The sequence below is a fragment of the Streptomyces sp. NBC_00829 genome, from assembly GCF_045161795.1.
In the GTDB taxonomy this organism is placed as follows: Bacteria; Actinomycetota; Actinomycetes; order Streptomycetales; family Streptomycetaceae; genus Streptomyces.
Map to the genome: position 1 here is coordinate 4404729 of NZ_CP108867.1, position 16315 is coordinate 4421043.

The following is a 16315-nucleotide window of genomic DNA, read 5'->3' on the forward strand; positions in this document are numbered from 1 at the left end:
TGCCGCGGTCACGGCCACCGCGGGTCACCGGGTGCCCGGGTGCTCGGTCACAGCGATGCGCGGCAGAAGCTCCTCGTACGCCGCCGCGTCGAACTCGCCCGCCGCCGGGGCCATGACCGTCGCCGCCGACAGCGCCACCGCCCGTGCCAGCCTGTCCTGCAACGGCAGGCCCTCCACCAGGCCGGAGAGCAGTCCGGCCACAGCCGAGTCGCCCGCGCCCGTCGGGTTGCCCTTCACCGGCTGCGGCGGGGCCGCCTGCCAGATGCCGTCGGGGGTCGCCGCGAGGATGCCGTCCGGGCCGAGGGAGGCGATCACCGTCTGCGCGCCCCGGCGGCGGGCGTCGAGGGTCGCGCGCAGCGGTTCACGGGAGCCGGTGAGCTCGGCAAGTTCGTCGGCGTTGGGTTTGACCAGGTCGGGGCGGGCTGCGATACCGCGGCGCAGCGGTTCGCCGCTGGTGTCGAGGAGCACGGGGACGCCGGCGCCGCGGGCCCGGCGGACCAGTTCGGTGTAGGCGCCCACGTGTATGCCGGGCGGGAGGCTCCCGCACAGGGCGACGGCCTCGGCGTCGCGCAGCAGCGAGTCGTACGCGGCGAGGAAGGCGGCCCATTCGTCGGGGGTCACGGTCGGGCCGGGTTCGTTCAGCTGTGTGGTGCCACCGCCCGCCTCGTCGACGACGGCGAGGGTGCGGCGGGTGGTCCCGGCGATGGGGACGAGCGCGTCGTGCGGGGCGAGCGGGGCCAGCAGTGCGCGCAGTACGGTTCCGACGGGTCCGCCCGCGAAGCCGGTGACGACGCTCTCGTGGCCCAGCGAGGACAGCACCCGGGCGACGTTGAGTCCCTTGCCGCCCGGCCGTTCACGGACCTCGCGGACGCGGTGACTGGCGTGCGGGGTCAGCGCCGGGACCGTGTAGGTGAGGTCCAGGGCGGCGTTGAGCGTGACCGTGAGGATCACCTCACCACACCCCCAGGGAGATCGCGCTGCCGTGTTCGTACGGGCCCTGATCATGCCAAAGGGAAGGCGGGTTGGCCCAGTCCCCCGGGCCAACCCGCTTTGTGGAATCTATGGTGAAATGCCCCATGTCGGAGAGTGTCGGCACAGCATCGGCGTCCGCCCCAAGGGCTTTGCGGACCGGGCCCGGCAAGATCCGAACGAGAGGCCCTGACTAAGGCTCAACCACCCATTCGCCCTTGCGCATCACGCCCTTGAGCGCGAACTGCGCGTCGAGCACCACCAGGTCCGCGTCCTTGCCCGGCTCCAGCGAGCCGACCCGGTCGTACATCCCGAGCAGCTTCGCCGGGTTCGCCGAGATGGCCTGGACGACGTCCCCGACCGGAAGGCGGTCGACGGTGACCGCCCGTCTGAACGCGGTGTCCTGAGTGAGCGTCGAGCCGGCGATCGAATCGCCCTCCACCAGCCGGGCCACTCCGTCGGTGACGTCGACGGCGAGCGGACCGAGCTGGTACCGGCCGTCGCCGAAGCCCGCCGCGTCCATGGCGTCGGTGATGAAGGCGACACGGCCGGCGCCCGCACGGTGGAAGGCGAGTTCGAGGGCGGCGGGGTGCAGATGCGTGCCGTCGTTGATCAGCTCGACGGTGACCCGCTCGTCCTCCAGCAGCGCGGCGATCGGGCCGGGCGCGCGGTGGCCGAGGCCGGGCATCGCGTTGAAGAGGTGCGTCGCCACGGTCGCGCCCGCGTCGATGGCCAGCACGGTCTGCTCGTACGTCGCGTCCGTGTGGCCGATCGCGGCGATCACGCCGTGCTCGGCGAGGAGCCGTACGGAGTCGATGCCACCGGGGAGTTCGGTGGCGAGCGTGACCATCTTCGCCGTACCGCGTGCCGCGTCGATCAGCTTGCGGACCTCGGCCGGGTCGGGGTCGCGCAGCAGCTCCTCGCTGTGGGCGCCCTTGCGGCAGGGCGAGATGAAGGGGCCCTCGAAGTGGATGCCGGCGAGGTCGCCCTGCTCGACGAGCTCGGAGAGGAACCCTGCGCGGTGCGCGAGAAAGTCCATCTCGCCGGTGACGGTGGAAGCGACGAGCGTGGTCGTGCCGTGCTCGCGGTGGGTACGGACACCCTTGAGGACGTCGTCGGTGTCGCCGGAGGTGAAGGAGGCCCCACCGCCGCCGTGGTTGTGGATGTCGACGAAGCCGGGGACGACCCAGTGGCCGGACAGATCGCGGACGCGCGCGTCCGCCGGTGCGGCACCGGCGATCCTGGTGCCTTCGACGATGACCCTTCCGTTCTCCACGGTTCCGGTCGGCAGGACCACCCGGGCGCCGGTGAGGACGGTGCTTTCGGCGCGTGCGGCGCTTGTGGCCATTAGACGGATACCTCCGAGTCGGTGGTGAGCAGATCCCAGGCGAGCAGCCCCGCGCCCAGGCATCCGGCGGTGTCCCCGAGGGCCGCGGGGACGATGGTGGGCAGCTTCTGGAACGTGACGCGTTCCTTGACCGCGGCCCGCAGTGGTGTGAACAAGGTTTCCCCCGCCTCGGCGAGACCGCCACCGATGATGAGCGTGCGCGGGTCCAGCAGGGTGAGTGCGGTGACGAGGCCGGCGGAGAGGGCGTCGACGGCGTCGTCCCAGACCGTGCGGGCTGCCGGGTCGCCCGACTCGACAGCCTTCGCGCAGTCGGCCGCATCCGCGTCCGGGTCGCCGCTCGCCCGCGCCCACGCGCGCGTGACGGCGGCGGCGGAGGCGAGAGTCTCCAGACAGCCGCGCTGGCCGCAGCCGCACTCGGGGCCGTCGGGACGGACGACGATGTGGCCGATCTCGCCCGCGTAGCCGTGGGCGCCGGCCTCGATCCGGCCGGCGATGCCGATGGCTCCGGCGATTCCGGTGCCGAGCGGCACGAAGAGGAACCGGTCGGCGCCCCGGCCGGCGCCGATCCGGCCCTCGGCGAGACCGCCGGCGCGGACGTCGTGGCCGAGGGCGACGGGGACGCCGAGGCGTTCGGCGATGAGGTCTCTGAGGGGTACGTCGCGCCAGCCGAGGTTGGCGGCGTAGACGGCGATGCCGCGTTCGGCGTCGACGATCCCGGGAACGGCGACCCCGGCGGCTCCGGCACTCACACCGAGCAGGGCTTCGCCGTACGCGCGTAGCTCGTCGGCGAAGTCGATGATCGACTCGACCACGGCATCGGGACCGCGTTCGCGCGCGGTGGCGCGACGGGCCTCGTGGAGCAGGGTGCCGTCTGCCGCGACGAGAGCGGCCTTCATGCCGGTGCCGCCCACATCGAGGGCGATGACGTGTCTCACGTGCACATTCTGGCGGGTGTACGGGGGAAAGGTCTAGTCCACTATGCCGGATTGTTGCGCGCCCATACAAATGGCGGTGCGGTCGGGGCTGGGGTGACGGGCCCTGCGGTGTGGTGCGGGGCCTGGCGGTGCGCCCTGCCCGGGGCTCCGCTCCCGTACCCGCGCCTCACGCACCGGCGGGCTGGGTGGCGATCTCTGCTGCGGTACGGGACAAGCGGCAAGGCCCCTCGCGACGGACGCGTAACTCGGGGTCGGTACCGGCCGCTTCGGGACTGACCGGATGGTCCGTGAGGTCGTGGGGCGGGAGGTGGGAGGCGGGGAAGCGGGACGGGCCGAAGGCCGTGCTCAGCGGGCGGCTGCCCACCCGGGCAACGGCAGTCCCAGGGCGGGCCGGGCGTTGTCGAAGTGATACGCATTGGAGTAGACCAGCTGGCTCCACATAGTGGAAAATCGCTCCTTATCTCACGGGACGTCACGGGGACCGACCGGGACGAAACCGGCAACCAACAGAAGAGGGTGGCAAAGAGCTGTGCATCAGCGCTTCTTGGGTCTGACCGCGGCGAGCGCCGCACTGGCCATGACGGTGGCCCTGTCGGGCTGTGGTGTGTCCAGCGGTTCCGGCGATGTCACGCTCAAACTGGTGGCGGCGGACTACGACGTGTCGGGCGGTCAGAGCAGCAAGAAGTACTGGGCGAACCTCGGGGCGGCGTTCGAGAAGGCCAACCCCGGTATCAAGGTCGACATCCAGATCGAGTCCTGGAACGACGTCGACCGCAAGGTCGGGGAGATGGTCAAGGCCGGAAAGGCCCCGGACGTCGCCCAGATCGGCGCGTACGCCGACTACGCCGCGGCCGACAAGCTGTACTCCGCCGACCAGTTGCTCTCCATACCCGTGCAGTCCAACTTCCTCCGTCCGCTCGTCGACGCCGGCGAGCAGAAGCGGGTGCAGTACGGAATGCCCTTCGTCGCGTCCACCCGGCTGCTGTTCTACAACAAGAAGCTCTTCAAAGAGGCCGGGATCAAGGGAACCCCCAAGACCTGGGACGACCTCAGGGAAGACGCGGAGAAGCTGAAGGCCGGCACCGACGCCAAGTACCCCTTCGCCCTGCCGCTGGGGGCGGAGGAGGCCCAGGCCGAGACGATGATGTGGCTGCTCAGCGGTGGCGACGCATATCTCGACCCGGTCGGCAACTACTCCATCGACTCCCAGCAGAACATCGCCACCTTCAGATGGATCAAGGAAAACCTGGTCGAGAAGGGACTCACCGGCCCGGTCGCCCCCGCCAAGCTGAACCGCAAGGAGGCCTTCGCCGCCTTCACACGCGGAGAGGTCGGCATGCTCAACGGCCACCCCTCGCTGATGCAGGAGGCGGCGAAGGCCGACATCGACGTCGGCAAGGTCGCGCTGCCCGGCACCACCGGCAAGCCGAAGGCCACGATGGGCGTCGCCGACTGGATCATGGGCTTCAAGCAGAACCATCACCGCGTGGAGATCGGCAAGTTCCTGGACTTCGTGTTCAGCGACAAGAACGTCCTCGACTTCGCCGGCCAGAACGACCTGCTGCCGTCGACGATCTCCGCGTCCGAGACGATGGTGAAGGACCCGGAGCACCAGGACCTCAAGGAGTTCCTGGAGGCGCTCCCGACCTCGGTTCTTCCGCCGGTCGGCAAGACGTCCTGGGCTGTCGTCAGCGACAGCATCAAGAAGAACATCGGCAAGGCCGTCGCGCCGGGCGGCAACCCGTCCGCGGTCCTCGAAGGCATCGCCCGCCAGGCGACCATCGCGGAAAGCGCCGAGTAGCGCGGAAGCGCCGGGCGGCGAGGGCGGTCCGGGGATATCGGGTGCCGTCCGCGGATAGGTTGGATCGTATGACCGACGACCAGGCGCTCTCCGAGCGCGACCGTGCCGTACTGGCCATGGAGCACCGTTCCTGGCCAGGGCCCGGCGCCAAGGAGCGGGCCATCCGCGAGCAGCTCGGCATCTCCCCGGTCCGCTACTACCAGCTGCTCAACGCTCTGCTCGACGACGAGCGCGCCCTCGCGCACGACCCCGTCACGGTCAACCGGCTCCGCCGTGTCAGGGACGCCCGGCGCAGTCGCCGATAGGGTCGGGTCATGGGCAGCTTCCCGCACGCGCATCCCTTGCCGACGCCGTCCACCCCCGCGGGCCGTGACGGTCTGGCCGCGCTCCTGGCCCGGCCGCGGAAGGCCGTCGTCGCCCTCGACTTCGACGGCACCCTCGCCGAGATCGTGCCCGACCCCGAGCAGGCGCGTGCCCACCCCCGCGCGGTTCCCGCGCTGGCCGCGCTCGCGCCGCGGGTCGCCTCGGTCGCCGTGATCACCGGCCGCCCCGCCGGTGTCGCGGTCCGGTACGGCGGCTTCGCCGGAGTGCCGGGCCTGGACCATCTCGTCGTCCTCGGCCACTACGGCGCCGAGCGCTGGGACGCCGTCAGCGGCACGGTCACCGCCCCGGCCCCGCACCCCGGGGTCGCGGCCGTCCGCGCCGAACTGCCGGGGGTCCTGGACCGCTTCGGCGCCTGGCACGGCACCTGGATCGAGGAGAAGGGCCAGGCGGTCGCGGTCCACACCCGCCGCGCCTCGGACCCCCAGGCCGCTTTCGAGGCGCTGCGGGGTCCACTGGCCGAGCTCGCCGCCCGCCACTCGCTGATCGTGGAGCCGGGCCGTATGGTCCTGGAGCTGCGCCCGCCGGGCATGGACAAGGGCGTGGCGCTCGCGCGGTACGTCGGCGAGGTGGAGGCCGAAGCCGTCCTGTACGCGGGGGACGACCTGGGTGACCTGCCCGCCTTCGCGGTCGTCGAGAAGCTGCGCTCGGACGGGGTCCCCGGGCTGCTGGTCTGCAGCGGCAGCGCGGAGGTCCCCGAACTGGCGGACCGCGCCGACCTGCTGGTTCCCGGTCCCGCGGCGGTCGTGGAGTTCCTAGCGGCCCTCGCGCAGCGCCTGTAGCTGGTCGAGGAACCACTGCTGCGGCGGCAGCGCGGTCGCCGCAGAGGCCAGCCGCTTGGTGCGCCGGGCGCGTTCGTCGTCGTCCATGCCGAGCGCCTCGTGCAGGGCGTCGGCCGTGCCCGTCACGTCGTACGGATTGACCGTCAGCGCGTCCTCGCCCAGTTCCTCGCAGGCGCCCGCCTCACGCGACAGCACCAGGGCGCAGCCGTTGTCCGAGACGACCGGGATCTCCTTGGCGACGAGGTTCATGCCGTCCCGGATCGGGTTGACGAGGGCGACGTCCGCGAGCCGGTACGCGGCGAGCGAGCGCGCGAAGTCGTCCTTCACATGGAGGACGACCGGGCTCCAACCCTCGGTGCCGTAGGTGGAGTTGATCTCGTCGGCGACCCGCTGGACCTCCGCGGTGTAGTCGCGGTAGACGGCCAGGTCCTGCCGGGAGGGGTAGGCGAAGGCGACATGGACGACTCGCTCGCGCCACTCGGGACGGGTTTCCAGCAGATGCCGGTAGGCGAGCAGCCCGCGCACGATGTTCTTGGACAGCTCGGTGCGGTCCACGCGGACGATCGACTTCCGGCCGGGGCCGATCTGCTCCCGGAGTACGGCCATCCGCTCCTCCACGTCCGGCCGGTGCGACCGCTCCCGCAGGAAGTCCGCGTCGGCGCCGAGCCCGTGCACCCCGATCCGGGTGCCGGAGGGGATACCCGGGCCCAGCACGGCGTGGCAGCAGTCGGTGAAGGTGTCCGCCCAGCGCCGGGTGAGGAACGCGGCCCGGTCGCCGCCGAGGATTCCGCCGAGGAGCTGGGCGGCGATGTCGTCGGGCAGCATCCGGAAGTACTCGGCGGGGGCCCACGGGGTGTGCGAGAAGTGGCCGATGCGCAGGTCGGGGCGGTGGGCGCGGAGCATGCGGGGCACCAGCGCCAGGTGGTAGTCCTGCACCAGCACATCGGCGCCGGGTGCGGCCTCCTCGGCGAGCGCGTCCGCGAAGGCGCGGTTGTACGCCTCGTACGACGCCCACTGCCGGCGGAACTCCGCGTCGAAGACCGGCTCCAGCGGGGTCTGGTAGAGCATGTGGTGGACGAACCACAGCACCGAGTTCGCGATGCCGTTGTACGCCTCGGCGAACACGTCGGGGTCGATGTCGAGCATCCGCACCCCCGGCTCGCCGACCCCGCGCCGCACGGCCTCGCGGTCGCCGTCGCTCAGCGCGGCGCACACCCACAGCGACCGCGCGCCGGAGCCGATGGCGGAGAGTCCTGAGACGACCCCGCCCCCGCCGCGGCGGGCGTCGAGCGTCCCGTCCTGGTGATGTGTGTACGAGACCGGACCGCGGTTGGACGCGACCAGTACTTCGGCGGCGGGCTGCTCGGAGACCATGTGCCGGTACCTAGCCCGTCCTCAAATCGTTCAAACGTGAGTACGGCATGAGGTCAATGGTCCCGGCGACTGCGCACGGCCGCAATCGCGACCACTCCGGCCGCGGTCAGGCTGAAGGCCAGGCCGCCCAGCAGCCACAGGAGCTCGGCTCCATGGCCGGGCTGCTGCGCGGGGGCGGCGGCGGCCATCGCCCGCTCCTGTGTGAGCGGGCCCGTGACCATGGTGGCGAGGACCGTCAGGACACCAAGAAATCTTCCCCAGTTCATACAGAGGGAATGTAGGCAAAATGCCGGGATCATCATGTTTATGCGGCGTGACGCGCCGCATACTCACCGATCTCGCGCATCGGCGGACGCTCCTCCGTGTCCACCGGATGGGTCCGCGGTACGAACCCCTGCTCGCCCCGCTCGAACTGCGTGAGCGCCGGACGCACCAAATGCCCCCTGGAGAGCCGGAGTTGGGCCGTACGGTAGATCGCCGCGGCCATCCGGCCCAGTGCCTGCCCGTCCTGATGGCGGTGCTTGCGCGTCCCGACGTCCACCTGTGCCAGCGCGTCCAGGCCCACCGTGTGCAGCGTGTCGACGAGCAGACCCAGCTCCACCCCGTACCCGACGGGGAAGGGGAGCCGCTCCAGGAGCGAGCGCCGCGCCGCGTACTCCCCGCCCAGCGGCTGGACGAACCCGGCCAGCTGCGGCCAGTGCAGATTGAGCAGCGGGCGGGCCACCAGCTCGGTCACCCGGCCGCCCTGACCCGGCGTGTCACCCAGGGGCCGGTCGTACATCGCCTTGACGAACTGCACCTCGGGGTCGGTCAGCAGCGGGCCCACGATCCCGGAGACGAAGTCCGCGGAGAAGTCCCTGAGGTCCGCGTCGACGAAGCAGACGACGTCGCCGCTCGTCACCAGGAGTGACCGCCACAGGACCTCGCCCTTGCCGTGGACGGCCGGAATCCGTGGCAGGATCGCGTCCCGGTGCACCACCCGCGCGCCGGCCGCGGCGGCCACCTCGGCCGTGCGGTCGCGGGAGCCCGAGTCGACGACGACCAGCTCGTCGACGAGCTGGACGGTCTCCATCAGCTCGCGCCGGATCACGGTGACGATGTCGCCGACGGTCGACTCCTCGTCGAGCGCGGGCAGGACGACACTGACGGTCGTACCGCGCTTCGCGGCCACCAGCCGGCCGAGCGAGCGGTCGGCTGCCGACCAGGAACGCCTGGTCAGCCAGCGCTCCACCTCTTCCAGCACGCTCATTACTCCCTGGCTCGTGATCCATCTCGCGGTTCGGACGACTATCTCAACCGTTCCCGCCTTCGGTTACAGTCTTGAACAACGCGGATGACCGTCGCATGCCGGGGTCATCACGCCGACAATCGAATACCGCTCATCCAGAGGGGCAGAGGGAACGGCCCGTTGAAGCCCCGGCAACCCTCCCGCCGACCGCGAGGTCACGGTGGGGAAGGTGCCAATTCCGTCTCGTGGCGAAATGCGTCACGGGGAAGATGAGGAGAAAGGGCCTCGCCACCATGGCTGTGCAGACTGTCGCAAGCACCACTCCCGTGAACCTCGGTCCCGCCGCGGCGCTCTCGTGCCGCGAGTGCGGAGAGCGTTTCGACCTCGGCCCGATCTTCGCCTGCGCCTTGTGTTTCGGGCCGCTCGAAGTCGCGTACGACCTGCCGAGCGGCGACCCCGAGGCGCTGAAGAAGCGGATCGAAGCGGGTCCGAACAACATCTGGCGGTACGCCCCGCTGCTGCCCGTCCCCGCCGACGTGGCCGAGAAGCCGAACATCAACCCCGGCTTCACCAAGCTCGTGCAGGCCGACAACCTCGCCCGTGAGCTCGGCGTCACCGGCGGCCTGTACATCAAGGACGACTCCGGCAACCCGACGCACTCCTTCAAGGACCGCGTCGTCGCCATCGCCGTCGAGGCCGCGCGCGCCTTCGGCTTCACCACCCTGTCCTGCTCGTCCACCGGCAATCTCGCGGGCGCGGTCGGCGCCGCCGCCGCGCGGGCCGGCTTCCGCTCCTGTGTGTTCATCCCGCACGACCTGGAGCAGGGCAAGGTCGTCATGGCCGCGGTGTACGGGGGCGAGCTCGTCGGCATCGAGGGCAACTACGACGACGTCAACCGCTTCTGCTCCGAGCTCATCGGCGACCCGCTCGGCGAGGGCTGGGGCTTCGTCAACGTCAACCTCCGCCCGTACTACGGCGAGGGCTCCAAGACGCTGGCGTACGAGATCTGCGAGCAGCTCGGCTGGCGGCTGCCCGACCAGATCGTCATCCCAATCGCCTCGGGCTCGCAGCTCACGAAGATCGACAAGGGTCTGCAGGAGCTGATCAGGCTCGGCCTGGTCGAGGACAAGCCGTACAAGATCTTCGGCGCCCAGGCCGAGGGCTGCTCCCCGGTGTCGGCGGCCTTCAAGGCCGGGCACGACGTGGTGCGCCCGCAGAAGCCGGACACCATCGCCAAGTCGCTGGCGATCGGCAACCCGGCCGACGGTCCGTATGTGCTCGACATCGCCCGCCGCACCGGCGGTGCGGTCGAGGACGTCAACGACGAGCAGATCGTGGACGCGATCAAGCTGCTCGCCCGTACGGAGGGCATCTTCGCCGAGACCGCGGGCGGTGTGACCGTCGGCGTGACGAAGAAGCTGATCGAAGAGGGTGTGCTCGACCCGGCGCTCACCACCGTCGTCCTCAACACGGGTGACGGCCTCAAGACGCTCGACGCGGTGGCGCCGACGACCGGCCCGAGCGCGACGATCCGCCCGAGCCTGGACGCGTTCCGCGACGCCGGCCTGGCAGGCTGACCCGAGATCCGAGACTCAAGGAAGGCACGCACCATGAGCGTCAACGTCCGCATCCCCACCATCCTCCGCACGTACACGGGCGGGCAGGCCCAGGTCCCGGCGGAGGGCGCGACGCTCTCCGAGGTGATCGCCGACCTGGAGAAGAACCACACCGGCATCGCCGCGCGCGTCCTGGACGACCAGGGCAAGCTGCGCCGCTTCGTGAACGTGTACGTCAATGACGACGACGTCCGATTCGAGCAGGGGCTGGCGACGGCGACCCCGGACGGCGCAGGCGTGTCGATCATCCCCGCCGTCGCGGGCGGCTGAGCTACGCGGTGTTATCAGAATTGCCCCCTCCGCAAGAGAAGCGGAGGGGGCAATTCTGTATGGTTGAGCGCGGTACAGTTGGGGAAGCCCCCTCCGCTGCTTGTGCCGAGCGCATATGAGAATGCGCCCCGCGCCATCAAGAAGCAGCCAATGTGTTCGATCGAATCGCCTCTTAAGTGCCGTTTGTCGGGCCCGACTTGCCCCGGAATATTTTGAATTCGGGTTAATTCTCCGTTTGCGCGTGCCCGGAATTCTCGTCCGATTGACCTGTTGCAGAGGGCAGTTGGGCAGATACATTCAGCCGCGGTCGACGCGTTCCGGCGCACACTCTCCTCCTGTCGGGAGGGTGAGGTCTGACCCGGGTCCGCGAAGTGCGGTCCTGTGCAAGGGCCAGTAATAGGGGAGTTAGGCATGGCTCAGGGCACCGTCAAGTGGTTCAACGCGGAGAAGGGGTACGGCTTCATCGCGGTCGACGGTGGTGCGGATGTTTTCGTCCACTACAGCGCGATCCAGATGGACGGGTACCGCACCCTTGAGGAGGGTCAGCGGGTCGAATTCGAGATCTCGCAGGGCCAGAAGGGGCCGCAGGCGGACATGGTCAAGCTCGCCGTCTGATCTCGGCGCGATCGGCCACCGACGCACTCACGCGACACACTCAAGCCGAAGGGTCCGCATCCTAGGGGGATGCGGACCCTTCGTGCGTCCGCCGCCCTGTCCGGCGCTCCCGTACTCCGGCTGCGGCCCCTGTCCGGCGCTCCCGTACTCGTCCGCGCCCCCGCCGGGCGCCCCCGCGCGCTTCCGCGATCCGCGGGAGGCGCTTGCACTCTCCTAGGTCGAGTGCTAATCATTGGCGTTAGCACTCTGACAGTGAGAGTGACAACGAGGACCGGGTCGGTGAGGTCCGCAGGCCGTGTGGTGCAAGGAATCACAAGGCGTGCAGGCCGTCCGTCGCGGGCGCCAGCGCGGTCCGGAGAATCCACCCCAGTCCGGGAGGACCACTTCACATGGCCAAGATCATCGCGTTCGACGAGGAGGCACGGCGCGGTCTCGAGCGCGGGATGAACCAGCTCGCCGACGCCGTCAAGGTCACCCTTGGCCCCAAGGGCCGGAACGTCGTCCTCGAGAAGAAGTGGGGCGCCCCCACGATCACCAACGATGGTGTATCCATCGCCAAGGAGATCGAGCTCGAGGACCCGTACGAGAAGATCGGCGCCGAGCTGGTCAAGGAAGTCGCCAAGAAGACGGACGACGTCGCCGGTGACGGTACGACCACCGCGACCGTCCTCGCCCAGGCGCTCGTCCGCGAGGGCCTGCGCAACGTGGCGGCCGGCGCCAACCCGATGGCCCTCAAGCGCGGCATCGAGAAGGCCGTCGAGGCCGTCTCCGGCGCCCTGCTGGAGCAGGCCAAGGACGTGGAGACCAAGGAGCAGATCGCTTCGACGGCCTCCATCTCCGCCGCCGACACCCAGATCGGCGAGCTCATCGCCGAGGCGATGGACAAGGTCGGCAAGGAAGGCGTCATCACCGTCGAGGAGTCCCAGACCTTCGGTCTGGAGCTGGAGCTCACCGAGGGTATGCGCTTCGACAAGGGCTACATCTCGGCGTACTTCGCCACCGACATGGAGCGTATGGAGGCGTCGCTCGACGACCCGTACATCCTGATCGTCAACTCCAAGATCAGCAGCGTGAAGGACCTCCTGCCGCTGCTGGAGAAGGTCATGCAGTCGGGCAAGCCGCTGCTGATCATCGCCGAGGACGTCGAGGGCGAGGCCCTGTCCACGCTCGTCGTCAACAAGATCCGTGGCACCTTCAAGTCCGTTGCCGTCAAGGCCCCGGGCTTCGGCGACCGCCGCAAGGCGATGCTGAACGACATCGCCATCCTCACGGGCGGCACGGTCATCTCCGAGGAGGTCGGTCTCAAGCTTGAGAACGCCGGCCTGGACCTGCTGGGCCGCGCCCGCAAGGTCGTCATCACCAAGGACGAGACCACGATCGTCGACGGCTCCGGTGAGAGCGACCAGGTTGCCGGTCGTGTGAACCAGATCCGTGCCGAGATCGAGAACAGCGACTCGGACTACGACCGTGAGAAGCTCCAGGAGCGCCTCGCGAAGCTGGCCGGCGGCGTGGCCGTCATCAAGGCCGGTGCCGCGACCGAGGTCGAGCTCAAGGAGCGCAAGCACCGCATCGAGGACGCCGTTCGCAACGCGAAGGCGGCCGTCGAGGAGGGCATCGTCGCCGGTGGTGGCGTGGCCCTGCTCCAGGCCGCCTCGGTCTTCGAGAAGCTCGAGCTCCAGGGCGACGAGGCCACCGGTGCCGCGATCGTCAAGCTCGCGCTGGAGGCCCCGCTCAAGCAGATCGCCGTCAACGGTGGTCTTGAGGGTGGAGTCGTCGTCGAGAAGGTGCGCAACCTGGCTGTCGGCCACGGTCTGAACGCCGCGACCGGCGAGTACGTCGACATGATCGCCGAAGGCATCATCGACCCCGCGAAGGTGACCCGCTCTGCTCTGCAGAACGCGGCCTCCATCGCGGCGCTGTTCCTGACCACCGAGGCCGTCATCGCCGACAAGCCGGAGAAGGCGTCCGCCGCCGCTCCGGGCGGCATGCCGGGCGGTGACATGGACTTCTGATCGGCCTCTGGTTGATCAACCGTCCTGACGAAGGGCGGCACCCCACTCCCAGGGGGTGCCGCCCTTCGGCGTTCCGGCTCCCGGAGGCCGGCCGACGGCGGGAACGGAGCTGTTGCCCGGCTCGCGGTGACCGTGGTGGATTCGGCGATATTCCGTCACAAAGCTGTGAAGCTTTTCCGCCACGCTGATGTTCTGTCCGGCGCACCCGCGCTGCTCACCCGGGGGGAACATCAGATGAGTACCGTTCGCAGATCCGCCGTCGTCCTCGCCGCCGTGTCCGCACTGGCCCTGACAGCCTGTGAGCCCACCGGGGGCTCCGGCGACCCGGCGGGCGGAGGAGCCGCGAAGCCGATCGCGAGCCCGTCCAAGGCCGTGAAGCCGCCGAAGCCCGCGATCCCCGTGGCCTCCCCGAGCGCAAAGCCGTCGAGCGCCCCCTCGGCCGAACCGTCGGCCGACCCCGAGTACTCCCTCTTCCCGTGCAGCACATACGACGTGACCTTCACCGCGAGCCTCGCCGACGTCACGACGAGCAGCTACCTGCTGAAGATCACGAACAAGAGCAAGAAGCCCTGCAAGGCCCTGGACTTCCCCATCGTGACCTTCGGCGACCTCGACGGCGCGGCGAACGAGCGCAAAGAGACGGACCCCGGGACCCCCCTCACGCTCAAGCCGGGGCAGTCGGCCTACGCCGGTCTGATGGGCGGCAAGAACGACGGCAAGGGCAAGACCGTCTCGTACATCAAGATGACCATGAACACGGAGTCCGACCTGGAGCAGAAGCCGCTGAAGGCGTCGACTCCCGGCCTGTACGTGTCGCCCACCAACTCCGTGACGGCGTGGCTGAGCAACGCGGAGGACGCGCTCAGCCTGTAGGCGGTGTGCTCTTGAGGTCCGCGACGAAGGACGACCACGCGGCGGTCCCGAACACGAGGTTCGGGCCGCCGGGGTTCTTGGAGTCGCGGACGGGGACGAGGTGGGGGTGGCCGTCGGCGACTTCGAGGCAGTCGCCGCCGTCGCCTCCGCTGTGGGTGGACTTGCGCCAGGTGGCCATCTCCAGGCAGTCGGCTCCGCTGCCGCCGCTGTAGCTGGACTTGTGCCAGACGGCTGTCGTCAGGTCGTACTCATGGCTGCTGATCCTCATGTGCGTAATCCTCCGCCACTGACGAGATCAGGGCCAAGGACGTTTCCGGCGACAGTGCGCAGGCCCTGATCAGATCGTAGGTCAGTTCGTGACTGGTGACGGTCGCGGGATCGTCCTGCAACTGACCTGAGCCCAGGCCCTGGAGATACGCCAGAGGGGGTGCGTCGGTGAAGGACATCAACTTGAGAGAGCCGTTCAGCGAGGCGTGCGCGCCCGCCTCGAAGGGCATCACCTGCACGATGATCCGGCGCTGCCGCGCCAGCCCCGCCACATGCCGCAGCGCCGTCGCCATCACCGGCGCCCCGCCGACCCTCCTGCGTAACACCGCCTCATCCAGAACCGCCCACAACAGCGGCTTCGTTGGATCGTCGAGAAGGTGCGCGCGGTCGAGCCTCGCCTCGACCAGTTCGTCGATCACGTCCTCCGTCGCCGTCGGCTGATACGCCCGGAACACCGCTCGCGCGTACGCCTCCGTCTGCAACAGGCCCGGAATCAGCAGCGGCGCGTACTCCTTGATGGTCGTCGCGATCGCTTCCGCCTCCGCCGCCTCGGCGAAATGGTCCGGATAGCGCGACTTGCAGGACACCCGGCAGTTCCGCTGGAAGAACCCGTCCGTCCCCAGGATCTCGTCTATCTGCCCCGCGTACTCCGGCTGCATCCTCCGCGTCCCCGACTCCAGCTGGCCGATGAACGAGCCGCTCACGAACAGCGGGCGGCCCAGTTCCTCCTGGGTGAGACCCGCCTTCTCGCGGGCGTGGCGCAGTTCCGCGCCGAGCAGGGCGCGGGGGGAGGACGACGGGTCGAGGTCCTTCGGGCCGGGCATGGGCAACTCCTCGTCTCACACGTGGGGTTGTTGGGCTGCCGTATCTGGCCAGGCTAACCAGCCACCGGCCACTCTGTGTACGTAATGCGAACACTCAGCGTGGTGGAGGTGCCTGGTCATGGTGGTGCGATCGGCGGAGCGGCTGCGAGCCGCCGAAGAGGTCGTGGCCCAACTGCGGGGCGAACTGGACGAGGTGGGCGTGAGCCTGCCGTCGCTGGGGGTGGATGTGGTGTCCCTGGCGAGCGAGTCGACGTATCCGCTCCTGGAGCTGGGCCGCTGCAATCTGGACACGGCACTGCGGCTCGCCGCCGTCCTGCACGCGGTACGGCGGTGAAGGCGGGGGACTTCGTGGTCGACGCCCGCGACGGGCGGGTCGGCGAGGTCATGGGCCACGAGGGCGTGTACGTACAGCTGAGGCCGCCCGGCGGCGGGCGGGAGTGGGACTGCCCGCCCGAGGCCCTGAGCCCGGCGCCGCCGGGTGACGTGCTGCGGGAGCGGGTGCGCCGGCTCAACACGGTGAGCCGTCAGGAGACCGGTCAGCTCACCGCCACCGGTGGTGCCGGGGAGCGGGCCGGGGGCTCGGGAACGGAACCCGGGGAGACGACCAGCAGGTCGCATCGGCCGACTCCGTAGGAGAGCAGACAGATCGTGTGAGGGCGCGGGAGCGCCGCGGAGCGGTTGATGTGGACGACGCGCCCACCGACGAGCAGGCTCTCGGGCCGTGCCCTCCACATCGACCTGCTGACGGTGACCCGGGTGATGCCGGGCCAGCGTTCCTCCAGTGCCGCGAGGAGCGCGGGCAGTTCACGGCCGAGGTCGTGGCTGCGGGGCCACCATGTGCCGTCGAGCCGGTGGGGTCCGGTGGGCAGCAGGGTCAGCCGGGCGGGAGGGCCGGGGTACGGGATCGTGGGCGGGGCCGGGGGCATCGTCCGTTCGGCGTTCACCATATTCTCCGCGCTCCTCTCACGGCGTGCACGGACGGTGGTGGAGCGTGGTTGCCGGGCGGCCGTGGGGTGTGTG

18 protein-coding genes and 1 riboswitch are annotated in these 16315 nt (G+C 69.9%); of the genes, 9 read left to right on the forward strand and 9 right to left on the reverse strand.

Annotated elements, in window-relative coordinates; translation table 11 throughout:
- Nucleotides 1–24 precede the first annotated feature (24 nt).
- The 3 genes from OG293_RS19395 to OG293_RS19405 all read right to left on the reverse strand — a co-directional run bounded on the left by OG293_RS19395 (nt 25) and on the right by OG293_RS19405 (nt 3252).
- Complete coding sequence (locus OG293_RS19395) at nt 25–951, reverse strand: 1-phosphofructokinase family hexose kinase (RefSeq protein ID WP_406000034.1); 927 nt, start codon at nt 949–951, stop codon at nt 25–27.
- A gap of 211 nt (nt 952–1162) precedes the next feature.
- Nucleotides 1163–2317 (reverse strand): N-acetylglucosamine-6-phosphate deacetylase, encoded by a 1155-nt coding sequence (nagA, locus tag OG293_RS19400; protein ID WP_406000035.1) that lies wholly within the window; start codon nt 2315–2317, stop codon nt 1163–1165.
- A complete protein-coding gene (locus tag OG293_RS19405; RefSeq protein ID WP_406000036.1) occupies nt 2317–3252 on the reverse strand; it encodes an ROK family protein in 936 nt (311 codons plus the stop codon). Before OG293_RS19405 ends, nagA begins: the two co-directional genes overlap by 1 nt.
- A 529-nt stretch (nt 3253–3781) precedes the next feature.
- Here OG293_RS19405 and OG293_RS19410 point away from each other — a divergent pair.
- From OG293_RS19410 to otsB, 3 genes are all read left to right on the forward strand, one after another.
- A complete protein-coding gene (locus OG293_RS19410) occupies nt 3782–5053 on the forward strand; it encodes an ABC transporter substrate-binding protein (protein WP_406000037.1) in 1272 nt (423 codons plus the stop codon).
- Nucleotides 5054–5121: 68 nt separating this feature from the next.
- Nucleotides 5122–5358, forward strand: a complete 237-nt coding sequence (locus OG293_RS19415) for a DUF3263 domain-containing protein (protein WP_406000038.1) — start codon at nt 5122–5124, stop codon at nt 5356–5358.
- Between the two features lie 9 nt (nt 5359–5367).
- A complete protein-coding gene (gene otsB / locus OG293_RS19420; RefSeq protein ID WP_406000039.1) occupies nt 5368–6216 on the forward strand; it encodes a trehalose-phosphatase in 849 nt (282 codons plus the stop codon).
- Here the strand turns inward: otsB and OG293_RS19425 are convergent.
- Genes OG293_RS19425 through OG293_RS19435 form a run of 3 tightly spaced genes read right to left on the reverse strand, consistent with a single transcriptional unit; the run spans nt 6190 to nt 8833 of the window.
- Entirely contained in the window at nt 6190–7590 is a 1401-nt protein-coding gene (locus OG293_RS19425) for a trehalose-6-phosphate synthase (RefSeq protein WP_406000040.1), read from the reverse strand. The genes otsB and OG293_RS19425 overlap by 27 nt on opposite strands.
- A gap of 53 nt (nt 7591–7643) precedes the next feature.
- Nucleotides 7644–7856 (reverse strand): hypothetical protein, encoded by a 213-nt coding sequence (locus OG293_RS19430; protein WP_406000041.1) that lies wholly within the window; start codon nt 7854–7856, stop codon nt 7644–7646.
- Nucleotides 7857–7894: 38 nt separating this feature from the next.
- Complete coding sequence (locus tag OG293_RS19435; RefSeq protein WP_406003641.1) at nt 7895–8833, reverse strand: glucosyl-3-phosphoglycerate synthase; 939 nt, start codon at nt 8831–8833, stop codon at nt 7895–7897.
- Between the two features lie 133 nt (nt 8834–8966).
- A riboswitch (SAM riboswitch) is annotated at nt 8967–9094 on the forward strand.
- A 17-nt stretch (nt 9095–9111) separates the two neighbouring features.
- On the opposite strand from OG293_RS19435, the gene thrC reads away from it, so the two are divergent.
- The 5 genes from thrC to OG293_RS19460 all read left to right on the forward strand — a co-directional run bounded on the left by thrC (nt 9112) and on the right by OG293_RS19460 (nt 14204).
- Nucleotides 9112–10395, forward strand: a complete 1284-nt coding sequence (thrC, locus tag OG293_RS19440) for a threonine synthase (protein ID WP_406000042.1) — start codon at nt 9112–9114, stop codon at nt 10393–10395.
- Between the two features lie 33 nt (nt 10396–10428).
- Complete coding sequence (locus tag OG293_RS19445) at nt 10429–10704, forward strand: MoaD/ThiS family protein (RefSeq protein ID WP_406000043.1); 276 nt, start codon at nt 10429–10431, stop codon at nt 10702–10704.
- 411 nt (nt 10705–11115) lie between these two features.
- Nucleotides 11116–11319, forward strand: coding sequence for a cold-shock protein (locus OG293_RS19450; protein ID WP_005315736.1), 204 nt, complete (start codon nt 11116–11118; stop codon nt 11317–11319).
- Nucleotides 11320–11708: 389 nt separating this feature from the next.
- Nucleotides 11709–13331, forward strand: coding sequence for a chaperonin GroEL (gene groL / locus OG293_RS19455; RefSeq protein ID WP_406000044.1), 1623 nt, complete (start codon nt 11709–11711; stop codon nt 13329–13331).
- A 234-nt stretch (nt 13332–13565) separates the two neighbouring features.
- Nucleotides 13566–14204, forward strand: coding sequence for a DUF4232 domain-containing protein (locus OG293_RS19460; protein ID WP_406000045.1), 639 nt, complete (start codon nt 13566–13568; stop codon nt 14202–14204).
- Here the strand turns inward: OG293_RS19460 and OG293_RS19465 are convergent.
- Nucleotides 14194–14472 carry a DUF397 domain-containing protein gene (locus OG293_RS19465; protein ID WP_406000046.1) on the reverse strand — a complete coding sequence of 93 codons (279 nt, stop codon included), beginning with the start codon at nt 14470–14472 and terminating at the stop codon, nt 14194–14196. The genes OG293_RS19460 and OG293_RS19465 overlap by 11 nt on opposite strands.
- Nucleotides 14453–15295: a Scr1 family TA system antitoxin-like transcriptional regulator gene (locus OG293_RS19470; protein ID WP_406000047.1), complete on the reverse strand. Its 843-nt coding sequence runs from the start codon at nt 15293–15295 to the stop codon at nt 14453–14455. Before OG293_RS19470 ends, OG293_RS19465 begins: the two co-directional genes overlap by 20 nt.
- Nucleotides 15296–15413: 118 nt before the next feature.
- Here OG293_RS19470 and OG293_RS19475 point away from each other — a divergent pair, with 118 nt between their 5' ends.
- A complete protein-coding gene (locus OG293_RS19475; RefSeq protein ID WP_406000048.1) occupies nt 15414–15629 on the forward strand; it encodes a hypothetical protein in 216 nt (71 codons plus the stop codon).
- A gap of 202 nt (nt 15630–15831) precedes the next feature.
- Here the strand turns inward: OG293_RS19475 and OG293_RS19480 are convergent, their stop codons facing one another.
- Nucleotides 15832–16242, reverse strand: coding sequence for a DUF5994 family protein (locus OG293_RS19480; RefSeq protein WP_406000049.1), 411 nt, complete (start codon nt 16240–16242; stop codon nt 15832–15834).
- Between the last annotated feature and the right edge of the window lie 73 nt (nt 16243–16315).

Coding starts and splice junctions, on each gene's coding strand:
- OG293_RS19475 (WP_406000048.1), top strand. CDS start 15,414: ATGGTGGTGCGATCGGCGGAGCGGCTGCGAGCCGCCGAAGAGGTCGTG.
- groL (WP_406000044.1), top strand. CDS start 11,709: ATGGCCAAGATCATCGCGTTCGACGAGGAGGCACGGCGCGGTCTCGAG.
- thrC (WP_406000042.1), top strand. CDS start 9,112: ATGGCTGTGCAGACTGTCGCAAGCACCACTCCCGTGAACCTCGGTCCC.
- OG293_RS19430 (WP_406000041.1), bottom strand. CDS start 7,856: ATGAACTGGGGAAGATTTCTTGGTGTCCTGACGGTCCTCGCCACCATG.
- OG293_RS19460 (WP_406000045.1), top strand. CDS start 13,566: ATGAGTACCGTTCGCAGATCCGCCGTCGTCCTCGCCGCCGTGTCCGCA.
- nagA (WP_406000035.1), bottom strand. CDS start 2,317: ATGGCCACAAGCGCCGCACGCGCCGAAAGCACCGTCCTCACCGGCGCC.
- OG293_RS19415 (WP_406000038.1), top strand. CDS start 5,122: ATGACCGACGACCAGGCGCTCTCCGAGCGCGACCGTGCCGTACTGGCC.
- OG293_RS19425 (WP_406000040.1), bottom strand. CDS start 7,590: ATGGTCTCCGAGCAGCCCGCCGCCGAAGTACTGGTCGCGTCCAACCGC.
- OG293_RS19465 (WP_406000046.1), bottom strand. CDS start 14,472: ATGAGGATCAGCAGCCATGAGTACGACCTGACGACAGCCGTCTGGCAC.
- otsB (WP_406000039.1), top strand. CDS start 5,368: ATGGGCAGCTTCCCGCACGCGCATCCCTTGCCGACGCCGTCCACCCCC.
- OG293_RS19450 (WP_005315736.1), top strand. CDS start 11,116: ATGGCTCAGGGCACCGTCAAGTGGTTCAACGCGGAGAAGGGGTACGGC.
- OG293_RS19445 (WP_406000043.1), top strand. CDS start 10,429: ATGAGCGTCAACGTCCGCATCCCCACCATCCTCCGCACGTACACGGGC.
- OG293_RS19480 (WP_406000049.1), bottom strand. CDS start 16,242: ATGGTGAACGCCGAACGGACGATGCCCCCGGCCCCGCCCACGATCCCG.
- OG293_RS19470 (WP_406000047.1), bottom strand. CDS start 15,295: ATGCCCGGCCCGAAGGACCTCGACCCGTCGTCCTCCCCCCGCGCCCTG.